Origin of the sequence: Pectinatus haikarae (assembly GCF_050916305.1) — a bacterium.
GTDB classification, from domain to species: domain Bacteria; phylum Bacillota; class Negativicutes; order Selenomonadales; family Selenomonadaceae; genus Pectinatus; species Pectinatus haikarae.
Genome location: NZ_CP116940.1, coordinates 1,359,176 through 1,372,611, shown reverse-complemented (window position 1 = coordinate 1,372,611; position 13,436 = coordinate 1,359,176). Strand labels below are relative to the sequence as shown.

Below are 13,436 nucleotides of genomic sequence, written 5' to 3'. Positions count from 1 at the left end.
CAGTCAAAAATGCCCTATCAATCTCAGCCACTTGTCTTCTTTATGATCGGACTGCTGCCAGACATATTCCAGGCTGACAAAGTCATGTACATTATATCTTACTGCACCCTCCCAAAAATCCTGTGACGGAGCATAGTCAAACCGAGCCGACCATTTTCTGTTGAATATTCGTTGCGTATCAATGCTCCAATAATTATTATCAAAAAAGTACCGCCCGCCGACACGCCATCTGTTGTCAAAATGATAATAGTATCCTGCGGCCCAGTCCAAATCAGCTTCCTGTGGTTTAAAAAAGATCTGGGTAAAAAATTCATTTTTAGGCGTTATAAAACTGCCGGCATGAAGTTTATAGGTCATGCTTTCACCGTTATTGGCACGCCCAAAGTCAGCCCATCCCTCAATATTTATATTATATTTCGCCGTATCAGAATAACTATTTATCATAGTTTGCTCATCCGGTCTTATTTCCACTTGTGTATGTATAGCCAGCAGTGAAAATGACGTTCTGCGATCTAAAGCTTCACCCAGCCTTTTCGCAAAATAATCTTTATGCCTGTTTACAAAAGCTACCGGAACACCTAAAAGTATATTGGTCTGTGTCTGAAAAAAACTTCTTTCCTGCAGCAGATAAAGATTGGGAACTGTATCTGATCTCATCGCCAGGTCAATATTTCGTACTACCGGCATCCGCGGATAAATGGTTACTGTTACGCCTGTAACTTCCCCAGTTCTCATCTCAAAATCTGCCCTGAATTCAGGCAGCCTCTTTTCCATAAAATCATTTAAACTATGTTTTAAAACGCCATTGCTCCAATCGACCGCATCTACAGGAAGCCCGCATAAGTTTTCCGAAAACAATTCATGCAGTCCTTGTATATCATTCAGTGCCAAAGCAGCGATTTCCTGTGAGACACCGTCCGTTGCTACCTGCACATCGACATCCTTAATAGTGTCATTCCACGGCAGCAGACTGACTTTTACGTTCACAGTTTCATTCACAGATGATATAAAAACATCACTAACAGTATAACCTATAAGTATTTTATCAAATACATCTTTTATTATTGTTTGATATTGCACTTTCCCTGTATCGATTTCATCCATGCTTCTGCCATCCATTAGCTGACCTGCAATCACTGAAACACTGGCCTGCATCCTATTTTTAATCATTGTTGGCAGCGGGCCGGCCGACACGACATCAACAGCAATATTATCATCATTTGCTATTGCTGCATTGGCAGCGTGAAATCCGAATAAAAATACACATACCGGCAAAAGCACAAATATTCTTCTAAATTTCATAATACTGCCTTTTAAACCTTTTTAAAACGTTCCGCCCACAGAGAAATTTGTTCTTCCTCCATCTTCACCTATACCATAGTCAAGGCGAAGAGGACCAACAGGTGTTTCGATTTGAATGCCGATGCCGTAACTATGATGAAGGCTGAAAGAATCTTCTATAGACTGCCATTGCCAATTCTTTCCGCTCCATGCGTCGCCCATATCAAAAAAAAGTGCTCCCTGTACTTTTGTCACTACCGGAAATCTATATTCGACAGAGCCGGAAATCATGTTATTCCCCTTGAACTGATCATCTTTGTACCCGCGCAGAGAACCTTGTCCGCCAATCTGAAACTGTCCGGCTTCAGGCAGATCATTATCCGAATATCCACCGTCAAGACGCAGCGCTAAAACATGTGAATGCCCCAAGTTATAGAATCGCTGGCTGTTAAACATATACTTGTTATAATTGAAATCGCCGCCCATACCGGCAAATTCCGCAGCTATACTGTAGGTACTGCCCTGTGTCGGATTGTAAACATTGTCTCTGGTGTCAAGTGAATGAGTAAGGATTATGCTGCGTGTAGTACCAAAATTGCTGTCCAGCCATGCAGTTTCATTACTTCGATCATAATCACCTTCCTCATGACCTTTATATTCATCCTGCCTGTTCTTTAACGTTATAAAATTCGTTGTATATTCATTTACCGGGCGGCCAAAAGTTATTTCCCCGCCTTTGTAATTGCGGTTATAGCCTTCTATCTCATGTCCGTCCGTATTATAATCATAATATTCATAGGTCCGGTCATATAAGCGCAATGTCATTGATGTTTCTTTCGAATCAAGCCAAGGATGACGATAACTAAAAGAAATACCATGATCATCATCATCATTACCGCCAAATTCATAGGTCAGTTTTGCCGCATCGCCTGTCCCCCGAAAATTACTGTCGCTCAAACTGATCATCCCTATTACACCATCACTGTTGCTATAGCCTGCACCTACACCAAAGGAACCCGTCCGTTTTTCTACAACTGTAGTTTCTATTATAACGCCATTGGGGTTTTTACCGGGCAGCAATTTCATATTCACATCTTCAAAAAAGCCCAAATTATAGATACGCTGCATGCTGCGTTTTGCAAGTTTTGCATTAAATGTGTCCCCCGGTTTCATACGCATTTCTCGCGTTATGACTTTTTCCTTTGTCTTATCATTGCCCTTTACAGAATATCCCTCAAGCACACCTTCATTAAATTTCAGATTCAATACGCCATCTTCATTTATTGACATGTCATCGATCTTCGCAAGAATATATCCTTCTTTTCTATATGCTGCTTCTATATTGGCTATATCATCGCTCAGCGTTTTGCTGTTTAAAAGCTCCCCTTCTTTCACAGTCAGCATAGATCTTATTTTATCCTCGGGAAGTTCTTTGTTGCCGGATATGTTCACTTTATGAAGAACGGGATTTTCCATAACGTGGTATGTTATTTTTACTCCTTCAGGCACTACTTCATATGTAGGAAAATTATCATAAAATAATCCCGTTTCATAAATAGCCTGACGATCTGCTTCTACATTGCTGCCCTTAAAGGTATCGCCCGCTTTTATTTTCACAACATTTGATACAGTTGATGCCGGTAATGTTTCCAAACCTGTTACATCAACACTGACCACAATTTGCCCGTCATATTGATTTTCTGTTTTTGTCAGATCGTCTTCGGAAGGACGCTGCTGCTTCCAAATATCAATAGGTTTTATTTTATTACTGCTTTCCGCTCCAGACGGCGCCTCAGAATGAAGCGTTTCTTCATCTGCTGTCGGAGAAGCTCCAGTATCCTGACTTGTTTCTGCTCTATCAGTTACTGCCAATTGCTGTCCGCTCGTCGTACCTTCATCAGCGGTTGTATAGACTTCACCATCATCCTGCGCATATACAACAGGTGCTTTTACAAAAGCAAAATTAGTAACGGCTACTGCCAAAGCACAGGCTAACAAACGACCCTTTTTTCTATTCAAATAAATTACCTCCTGAATTTTTTAAATTTTTATTATTCCTGCAAAGTACTCTTTGCTGTGTGCATCAATTGCTGCATTTTTTTAGAAGGTGCCTGTATTGCCTTCTCTGTATCCTCTTTTTTAGGAACTATTTCTTCATGATCTTTTTTTACGGCAGATTCTTTTATTTCTTTTTCTGCGGCAGGCTGCTGCACAATAGGGCTAATAGCAGCGGGCTCATTACCTGCTATTTCTTTTATAGATTCTGGCGGAGGTGTCTGTACTGCAGTTACAGTGTTCTCCTCCTGTTTTTCTGCTGCAACGACAATAGGCGGCACAGGTTTTACCGCAGCAGCTCTATCTTGTACTACAGTCAGCTGATAACTGCCTGCAGCCAAAAGTAAAACACCTGCAGATAAAGGTATTATATATTTTCGCCAAAACGGTTTAGCAAACTCCGTCATTTTTTCTCTGGCGCGTTTTATTTCCGCTTCTGCCAGCATAATATGCAAATCGCCGCGTATATTATTCTTATTTTCCAAGGAATTTTCCGCTTTTCCCAACCATTTTCTGGCTGCAGTGACATGGTCCTTCATCACATTGTCAACTTTTGCCATAAAGCTGTCCCTCCTATCCATGCTATTATTAAAATCCATTTCCAGAAAATTTTTCCGCATGTCATTTTAGATTAAATTCGCTTCTATTCAGGCTTATTCCTTTTTTAAACAGCTTTTATAACAACAAACGACGTATTGCTTACATATTGCTCACCTATTTAATTTTATATGATATTTATTCAATTCCAATGCTGCATAAATTTGGCCATCATTCCGCGCAAACGGCGCACTGCTGTTTTCTGCAGGCGATAAACATGAGATAAACTTACCTGCATTGTGTCAGCCAATTCTTGTGGTGCCTTATCTTTCAAATAAACGCCATCAAGAACCGTCCTTTCTTTAGGCGGCAGACGAAGCATTACTTCCTGTATACGTCCTGTCAAAAAATTTTTTTCGGCTTGATCTTGTACATCTGCTGTAATATCTGCTATCGCTACCATATCATCCCAAAAATCATGCAGGCTGCAGCATTTATTATCTCCGGCGTATTCTCTGCCCATATAATTCAGTACACGCCCCTTTATCCGATGAACAGCATATAATGAAAATGCAACCTTTTTCTCCGGATCATATCGTTCTACGGCTTCGATAAGTCCCACTGTACCTTCCTGAATCAAATCCATTGCCGACTCCATTTTCCAAAAGGGTCGTACACATTTAAATACGAGGGGCTGATAGGCTTCTATGATTTTGCATCGGGACTGCTCGTCATTTTCCTGCTTATATGCGTTCCATAAAATTTTCTCCTCTTCCTGCGTAAGCAATTTTACTTTTTTTATTTCAGCCATATAATCATTTATATCCATAATCAACCACCTCCTGCCATGATGTAATTTTTAGCTTTAAAACCTAAGACTCTCCTCTAAGTAATTACTCAAAACTTTATATTTGCTTCCAGCGTCATCCTGTAACCATCTCTGCTATCCCACTCATTGAGGATACTCATGCTTTTATTGATGTCATATTGTATCCCGAATTTATGATCATCATAATTTATACTGTTTGTATATTTAAGCATAGTTTTACTGGAAATATATTTACCGACTTCAATATTGTATACTTCATCATAATTGTTTTGCCCGCTATGCTCATTTTCATTGTAAACCGTATCACTTACGATATTAAATTCATCAAGCTGCAGGGTATCTCTCACAAAATTTTCTATCTCATTGAAAAAACTCATTTGCAGTCCAATTGTAGCCAGCTGTGTCAAATCAGAAGAGTTGACATTTTCTCCCTGCCTATATGCATTGCGGAAGGTCAAAAGTTTTATTATTTCTTCCTGACTCATCTGGGGCTCCGAAGTAAGCAGGAACTGCATATTGTCTACCGGCCCGTCTATGGCTAAATTTACCTTTGTCTGAGACAAATTTGCATCAGCCTTAAACGTTATGCTAGGCAAAAATGAGCCGACTTGGTTAAAATAAGCGCTTCCTTCTCTTATTTTAAAAACTGTCCTTAGATATTCAACACTGCCCCGCAGTACATTGATTTCTCCTGACGGCATCGGATGGCTTGTTGTCCCTGCAAAATGCGCTTTTCCACTTATGTCCATATCATAAAGCATCGACTTGTAAAAACGAACATCATTGCCTATATTTATGCCCATATCAATCAGCATTTCCGGTAAAAAGGAAGAATTACTGTCAGGGATTCCCGGAAAAGATACTGTAGCTTTTTCTATATCAATATTGCCTGCCAGTTTGGGCATAACTCTATCAAAAAACTGCCCTTCGCTCAAAGAAATTTGAGCACTGAACGGCCCGCGGTAAAAGCTGCTGTCAATAGAAAGCTTATCGGCATTTAAAGAAAAATTGTACTGTCTCAGTCCGCCGCCTGTTATTAATGTATCTCCTGTGAGAGAATACGTTCCGCTGCCCATTTGCCCGCTGAAATTATTTATTTTCATCTTCTCACGGTCAAAAATTATATCCATTTGCATATTCTGTATCGGCAGCCCCAGCTCTTTTATTTTCATTGCCCCATTATCCATTTTTAAAGCTCCTGAAAACAATGGATGAGCCAACGTTCCATTTATTTTCAGATTTCCTTTCAATGGTCCTGTTGCCCAATCCACATGCTTTGTCAGCAAAGGAATAATGTTCAGATCAGCATTATCCAAAGATATATTCAAATCTACCTGTTCATAGTTTGTCAGCATCTCCCACGGTTTTGCCTTTAATGCTGCGAGAGGAATCTTTCCGCTCGCTGAAGCCCTATATTCACCCTTGTTCAGCAATATTTGTCTGACATTGATAACACCCTTATCCATATTTATCAGGCCCGTCATCTTATCAAAGGTTGCCGTTCCCACCCCGCCATTGATTATTTCAAAAGACACATTGGCCTCCGGATCATCAGCAGTTCCGCTCAATTGGGCATATGCATTCATTGTACCAGTGACATCCGCATTATAATTTACAAGACCTGTCAACAGTTTTGCGTCCAAGCCCTCCGTGGAAAAAGTCATATCTATAGGACCGTTTATTACCCAGGTCCCCTTTGCCGCTGCCTTTCCGCCATTTTGTTCTCCATAAAATTTATTAACCGTTATCATATTATTATTATAAGATGCATCAATAGTGATCTTTTGCAGCGGATACTCTTTCAAATAACCATTTTCTATTCCTCCCGATAAATGCATATCAGGATTATCCAAATTGCCGCTTAGATCGACACTGCCATTAAATGTTCCCCGCAAATAATCATTTTTCAAATTAGCCATTGCTGCTAATGTTTCAGCCTTTACGCCATTTACCTCTAATTTTCCCATCAAAGCTCCATTAAAGATATCGGCCTGCCCGTGCAGTGACACGCTGCCATCCCCTTGCAGCCACTGCAGGTTGTTGACTGCCAATACTCCATTTTGATAATTGCATTGTCCATTTACTGAAGTCACAGATTCTCCGTTAAAAATTAATTTTTCTGCCTGCAAATTACCGGAAAAATTTATATTATCAAAAGTTCCCCCGATATGTCCTGTAAAATTTGCCCGCCCCTCAATGGGATATGGCAGATAAGACGGCATTTTGGCAAGCTCTATATCATCTATCAGCACATCAAAGTCCAGTGTATTGCTGTTATATATCTGACCACTGATTTTCACATTGGCAAACGGTGATTTTACACTGAAATTCCGGAGAGTCGCATTCCCGTTTGAATAAGTATAATCACCCTCCGCTGCAGTCAAAAGGAGTCCATGATAACTGCCCTCGTGAAAAAGTATATGTCCTGATGCCGCAATATTATCCAGTGATCCTGTCAGATGCAGTGTATTATCAATATTTCCTGTTATAGGCTGCCCGGGAAAAAGTATAGCTGCAAAATTTTCTATTCGCGCATTCTTAGTATTTATTAACAAATCGATGCCTCGGCTTCCCTTGAAACCCACAACGCCTTGCGCACTGTGTACAATCTCATTGTCTTTATTTCTGACCGTAAATTTCTTTATCTGTACTCCATCCATACTGCCAACGGCAGAAACCCGCAGATTATGATAAGGTTGATTCAATATCTGTCCGTCTGCAGCTCCCAATTCCAGTTCTAAATACGGGTTATCCATATTCCCGCTCAAATGTCCGTAAAATGCCGCAGATCCGGTTGCTGGCATAGTTGTAAAATTCTGAAGTAACGCCAGATCTATATTTGAACCATAAAATTCCAAATTCAGCTGCCGCCCGTCAATAGTCCCGGCCGCTGAGGCATTTCCCCTGCCGTCAAGTGATACGGTCAGCGCTCCTATGTCAATATGCTGCCCTTTTTTCATCAGAGAAACATCTGCTTTATCTATGGCGATTCCATTATATGCTGCATTTTTTAAAGAAGCCGACGCATATCCTTCTATACTGTCAAAATCTGTTGTTTTCCCTGTAAAAACGGCATTAGCCGAAATTGTTCCCGAAAGTTTCGGCAGATATTCTTTTAATGCGTCACATTGTATATTTTCCACAACAGCATATACCTTATATGATTCATCATTTATATGATATATTCCATTGGCCATGACTTTCCCACCCGCGAAATCAAAGGAGCTGTCCTTTATATATAAAACATTATCCGCAAAACTTCCTTTTACTCGTGCATTGCTGAGTGTATATCCATAAAGGCTTGCCTCCTTTACAGATAAATCCGCATAAATTATTGGTGAACTGACTGTTCCCTCTACCTCAGCAGAAAATGCCGTATCTCCGTCAAAAGGAATATCTTTTAATATGTGTTTAGGATTTATTGCATCTGACTGTACTGTCAAAGCTAATTTTGGATCATCTGCAAAATCTACTTTTCCATGGAGATTCACTGTCTCTCCTTCTACTGCTGCCTTTGCAAAAACAGTCAGATAATCTTTATTGAAAATAATCTGGCTTTTAATGCCATCGACATCCATCCCCATCACTCTGCACGATGCATCCTCAATATCCGCTTTCCCCCTGAGGGCTGTCAATTCTTCGCCATCCAGATCGGCAACAATATCCGCATTTTTTATAATGCCGCCGTTTATGGTGACATTCTGCGGCAGCATATTTTCCGGTATAAGATACAGATACGAGGAAACATCAATTTTATCTGATTTTACACTAAAATGTTTTTTATCATTTTCCATACTTCCCGAAAGAACAATTTTAGTACCCGCATTTGTAAAATCCGCTTTTATAAATGTCTGAGGAAAATCTGACATATCAATATCTGCGTTTACATTTGCAAAATCAAATTTTTTACCCTCAAGTCCAATATTCATCTCCCCATTTTCTGCTTTTATATTTCCTTTAAAGGTACTCTCTGTCTGACTATCTGTAGTGATGTCGTTATAATTCCACGTACCGTCTTCTCTTTTTATTATATCGGCTATAGGTCTGTTTATATTTACAGAGGTGATGCTGCCTGCCATATCGCCAAAAATGATTGATACCGGATTGAAAAAAACAACAGCCTCATCTGACGAAATGATCCTATCGCCATTTTTATCATAAATAATTATTTTATCTGCTCTTATGCTTGATAAAGAAATTACCCGCAAAGAACCTATTTCAACCTTTGTATGTACAGTCTGCGTCAAAATATCACTGATCGCCCGTGCAGCGGATTCCATAAAAGCATTTGAGCGGCTTACATAAAAAAAAGAAGCCGCAATCAATATACCGATAAATGCAAATACAATTATCGCAACCTTTTTTTGCGGCATCTTCATTCATTATCCTCCTGCCAAGCACCCATAAAATATATTTTAGTTATTTGATTCCGTACCGCGGTCAAGTACATTAAGTCCTGAGGAATCATTTTTCTCTGCATCGATATCATCAGTACCTGGCACAGTAATATCCTTAGCCACTAATTGTGCTGATATTCCCATAGCTTTGTACAAAGCTGCCTTACTGGTAGTATAGTTGTATAAGGCCTGATTATAATTCATGCGTGCATTCGTATAATAGGTAATAGCATCAAGCCTGTCACTGTTAGTGCCAACTCCTGCCTGATAACGTACATCAGCTATCCTGTTATTTTCTGCTGCCTGATCAACAGCCGTTTTAGTTGTTATAATATTTTGACGAGCTGCATCCATAGACAAGTAAGCCTGACGTACATCAAGACGTATTTGGTCATTTGTATCAGCTTGTTCCTGCTGAGCGCGCACAAGTGCCGCTTCAGCCTGCTTTACCTGAGAATGGGTAACATTGCTGTCAAATATATTCCAGCTTGCTTGAACACCATACCAGGATTTATCACTTTGATCATTATTCAGCATGTTATTGCCATCTATGCTTTTTTCCGCCACTGCCGAAACCTGCGGTATATAAGCAGCTCTTGCCGCGGCTATCGCTGTTTCAGCCTGCTCAACCGTCTTTTGCGAGGCTATGCCATCGGGTCTGTTTTCAATCGCTATATCTGTGCATTCCTGCATCGTCTTAGAAAAACCTGTATCCATCAAGTAATTATCACTCGGTTCAACGGCAGTCATAAGATTCTGCCCTATGATCTTATTAAAGCTTGTCACAGCTATCTGCAAATTATTATCTGCCGTAACAAGATCCTGCTGCGCATTTGCGAGGTTCACTTCAGCTTCAAGTAAATCTACTTTAGGAACAACTCCGGCACTATATTTAGCATTGGCAATCTGTACATGTTCATTATACTGTGTGACAGTATCTTCATCGACTTTTTTTATATTTTGATAATTTAAAATGCTATAGTACGCCTGTAATGTTTGAAGTTCTATACTTTGCTGTTCATTTTTTAAGGTAAGTGCACTTATATCCACACCCAGTCTGGCACTTTTTACATTATTTTCAAGTTGTCCGCCAGTATATATGGGAATACTTGCTTCCAAAGAATTACTATATGAATGATCAATGTTCAGATCATTGTAATAATGACCGGCCACTTTGTAGGCCGACCCTGCCCACGTCAATGTAACGCCGCGTTTGCCCTGCGCTTCTCCCAAAACGGCCTTCGCCTTATCAAGATCAGCCTCTTCTTGTTTTATGCTATGGTTATTATTCAACGCTTCCGTGATACTTTCCTGCAAAGACATCGCGCGCGCAAACACCGTAGAGCTTAATGATACCGTTAAAATTCCACTTAAAACCAATGCGGTCAATTTTTTTGTCCACTTATTTTTATTTTTTATCAAAACTGCTGCCTCCCAAATATGAACGTGTATAATCAAAACACTTTTTAAAATTCCCTGCGTATGCCCAAATAGGTCGTTCGGTCAGCCTTGCTGTTGACATCATTGACCTGGCCAAGAAGATAAACATCTGGTGCTATTCTATACTGTCCCCGCAGTTTAATTCGAATGTCATCAGAATCATACGCATCAACAGAAAATCTCCATGGCCCGCTGTATGTATCAATCCCCACTCCGGGTTTATTATCGATGAGACCCATGCGGCCTGAAAAAAAATTATTTCCGGAACCTATCTGCAAATTCGTGGTTGGATTATCCCCCCCGATATCATCTCCTCCAATTAATAAAAAATCATTAGGATTATCATAAATTCTAAGATCAGCATTAACCATCAAATCGGATTTTTTCCCGCTGTACAAAACATCCGTGCCCACTTTTGTTTGGATAGAACTGATCTTAGTCATTATTTTATTGGCCCTTTTCGAAACATCACTGGCATTATGAATCATGCTTTGCAGCTCTTCCGCTGTCTGCGGATCAGATATAACAGGCTCTAAATTCGCTGCCATTTTCTCAATTCTGTTGCTGGTACTGGCCAGATTGGCAACTGCCGTCCTCATGTTTTCAGTCATTTGACCGTCACCATTCATTTCATTAACCATATTTTCTACACTATAGGATGTGCGTTGCATACTTGAAGTCAGCAATACCATATTCTGTATTATATCATTGATATTTCCCTCATTATTGCCCGCCATACGGGCTATTACCGCAGCGGCTTGATCCATGCTTTCTGTGATATTTTTCAGATTGACTGCTGATGCGATCAACGATTCCTGCACCTGCTGATTGCCGATGATATTATTCATTGAGGTAATCATTTTATCAACTTTTTCCAATGTTTGAGACGCTGATGCAACCAAAGATTCAATACTGTGTTCTTCCGTCCCCTTTACCATCTCTCCATCAGACAAATAAGTATAATCTTCCTGTCCATCAGCATATATATTGACGAATTTTTCTCCCATAAGCCCATCACTGGATATAGTTATTACCGAACTTTTTGGTATCTTTATATTGTCTTTTATTTCCATGAAAACATCCGCACCAAGCCCATTTGTATTAACAGTCCGCACCTTTCCCACATCAACCCCCGCATATCTGACCAGTGCGCCGGGTTTCAATCCATTAACATATTTAAACGATGCTGTTATCTTATAATTTGGTTCTCCCCCAAAGCTGATGTGGCCTAACTGCATTATGATAGCTATTGCCAGCACTAACGCCAAGATCGTAAAAAGACCAACTTTAGCCTCTGTTGTCATATAATCACCTCCACCACAGGATTAATAGACGAAACCATCCTATTTAACAATAAGCTCAATCCATTTTATATTATTCGTCCACCATTTATAAATTCCTGTACTCGTTCATCAGCAGAAGTTTTTATAGCCTTTGCATCCCCCACAGCTATAATTTTCCCTTCGTAAATCATCGCAATACGATCAGCAATATAATAAGCACTGTTCATATCGTGTGTGACTACTACCGATGTCACTCCCATTTTTTCCTGTGTATATTTTATAAGCTTATCTATTTTCCCCGCCATAACTGGATCAAGCCCGGATGTAGGCTCATCATATAATATTATTTCAGGTTCAAAGGCTATCGCCCGGGCCAAACTTACACGTTTTTTCATACCCCCGGATAGTTGGTTCGGCATATACTGTCCAAATTGATCCAAGCCGACCGTATGTAATTTCTTTTCTACTATACTCTCTATTTCTTTTTCAGCCAGTGAACTATGTTCTCTTAAGCCAAATGCTACATTGTCGGCAACTGTCATGGAATCAAAAAGTGCCGAATATTGAAAGACCATTCCCATATTCAACCTGACTTTATCAAGTTCTTCTTCTCTTAAGCTCGATATATCTTTATCCTTTATCCAGACATGACCGCTGCTCGGCTGTTCCAAGCCGATCATCAGTTTCAGCAAGGTGCTTTTCCCAGAACCGCTGGCTCCTATTATTGCAAGGGTCTCTCCTTTATCTATAGATAAATTTATATTCCTTAAAACACTGTGGTCTCTATAAGACTTGTTCACATCTGTCAAATTTATTATCATCCAGTCACCTCATCGATATAAAATTGCAGATAAGAAACAATTGAAAAAAAAGATTGCCATAATTGCATCCACTACTGATTTTGTTGCTGCCTTGCCAACTCCCTCAGCCCCATTTTCCGCATTCAATCCATAATAACAGCCAATAACAGCAATAATAATACCAAACACCACCGCTTTTATAAGCCCGCCCGTAAAATCATGCACTATAACAAAGGTACCTATCGACTGCTTATACATAAAAGAAGAAATATCATAATAATTTGCGACCAGCCATCCGCCAAAGGAACCAACGACATCGCCAAAGACAACAAGAAGAGGCAGCATCAACATACAGGCAAGCAGTCTTGGTGCCACTAAATACCTGATCGGATTAGTAGCCATGACCTTCAGAGCATCAATTTGTTCAGTCACCTTCATAGTACTTATTTCTGCCGTAATAGCCGCACCGACACGGCCTGCTGCTACCACGCCTACCAGAACCGGTCCAAGTTCACGCCCAACGGCGATAGTCACTACACCGCCTATAGTAGACTGCGCACCGAACCTTATAAACTCAATAACGATCTGTAAAGTCAGTACCATTCCCGTAAAAAGCATCGTTAATGCCACTATCGGCAGTGTATCAACTCCAAGATGCGCCATCTGCTGAAGAATATGATGTATCCTTGGCATCCGCCGGCACTGGCTCAGCGTTTGAAAGAAAAGCATGATAAAGCCGCCCCATGTCCCTAAAACTTTCAGAACAGCAGTTCCAACAGCTTCCAGCATAAACATCCAAACACCACCTTCACTT

Annotated in this window: 9 protein-coding genes; all 9 read right to left on the bottom strand. The window is 40.2% G+C overall.

The window, feature by feature from the left end; translation table 11 throughout:
• Positions 1-3: 3 nt before the first annotated feature.
• Positions 4-1,302 carry a hypothetical protein gene (locus NXG61_RS06720; RefSeq protein ID WP_307223063.1) on the bottom strand — a complete coding sequence of 433 codons (1,299 nt, stop codon included), beginning with the start codon at positions 1,300-1,302 and terminating at the stop codon, positions 4-6.
• 21 nt (positions 1,303-1,323) lie between these two features.
• On the bottom strand, positions 1,324-3,300 hold the full coding sequence (locus tag NXG61_RS06715) for a BamA/OMP85 family outer membrane protein (protein ID WP_196603501.1): 1,977 nt from the start codon (positions 3,298-3,300) through the stop codon (positions 1,324-1,326).
• A 32-nt stretch (positions 3,301-3,332) separates the two neighbouring features.
• A complete protein-coding gene (locus NXG61_RS06710) occupies positions 3,333-3,896 on the bottom strand; it encodes a hypothetical protein (protein WP_196603500.1) in 564 nt (187 codons plus the stop codon).
• 179 nt (positions 3,897-4,075) lie between these two features.
• The gene (locus NXG61_RS06705) at positions 4,076-4,702 is read right to left on the bottom strand and encodes a sigma-70 family RNA polymerase sigma factor (RefSeq protein ID WP_196603499.1); all 627 of its coding nucleotides are present in this window, start codon (positions 4,700-4,702) and stop codon (positions 4,076-4,078) included.
• A gap of 68 nt (positions 4,703-4,770) precedes the next feature.
• Positions 4,771-9,081, bottom strand: coding sequence for a translocation/assembly module TamB domain-containing protein (locus NXG61_RS06700; protein ID WP_307223061.1), 4,311 nt, complete (start codon positions 9,079-9,081; stop codon positions 4,771-4,773).
• Positions 9,082-9,117: 36 nt separating this feature from the next.
• On the bottom strand, positions 9,118-10,521 hold the full coding sequence (locus tag NXG61_RS06695) for a TolC family protein (RefSeq protein WP_307223059.1): 1,404 nt from the start codon (positions 10,519-10,521) through the stop codon (positions 9,118-9,120).
• Positions 10,522-10,565: 44 nt separating this feature from the next.
• Complete coding sequence (locus tag NXG61_RS06690; RefSeq protein WP_307223058.1) at positions 10,566-11,843, bottom strand: MlaD family protein; 1,278 nt, start codon at positions 11,841-11,843, stop codon at positions 10,566-10,568.
• Positions 11,844-11,908: 65 nt separating this feature from the next.
• Positions 11,909-12,640, bottom strand: coding sequence for an ABC transporter ATP-binding protein (locus NXG61_RS06685; protein ID WP_196603793.1), 732 nt, complete (start codon positions 12,638-12,640; stop codon positions 11,909-11,911).
• A 12-nt stretch (positions 12,641-12,652) separates the two neighbouring features.
• Positions 12,653-13,417: an MlaE family ABC transporter permease gene (locus NXG61_RS06680; protein WP_196603495.1), complete on the bottom strand. Its 765-nt coding sequence runs from the start codon at positions 13,415-13,417 to the stop codon at positions 12,653-12,655.
• Positions 13,418-13,436 lie beyond the last annotated feature (19 nt).

What these genes read in the sequence shown, in the direction of transcription:
- NXG61_RS06700 (WP_307223061.1), bottom strand. Translation starts at nt 9,081, where the DNA reads ATGAAGATGCCGCAAAAAAAGGTTGCGATAATTGTATTTGCATTTATC.
- NXG61_RS06690 (WP_307223058.1), bottom strand. Translation starts at nt 11,843, where the DNA reads ATGACAACAGAGGCTAAAGTTGGTCTTTTTACGATCTTGGCGTTAGTG.
- NXG61_RS06720 (WP_307223063.1), bottom strand. Translation starts at nt 1,302, where the DNA reads ATGAAATTTAGAAGAATATTTGTGCTTTTGCCGGTATGTGTATTTTTA.
- NXG61_RS06710 (WP_196603500.1), bottom strand. Translation starts at nt 3,896, where the DNA reads ATGGCAAAAGTTGACAATGTGATGAAGGACCATGTCACTGCAGCCAGA.
- NXG61_RS06705 (WP_196603499.1), bottom strand. Translation starts at nt 4,702, where the DNA reads ATGGATATAAATGATTATATGGCTGAAATAAAAAAAGTAAAATTGCTT.
- NXG61_RS06680 (WP_196603495.1), bottom strand. Translation starts at nt 13,417, where the DNA reads ATGTTTATGCTGGAAGCTGTTGGAACTGCTGTTCTGAAAGTTTTAGGG.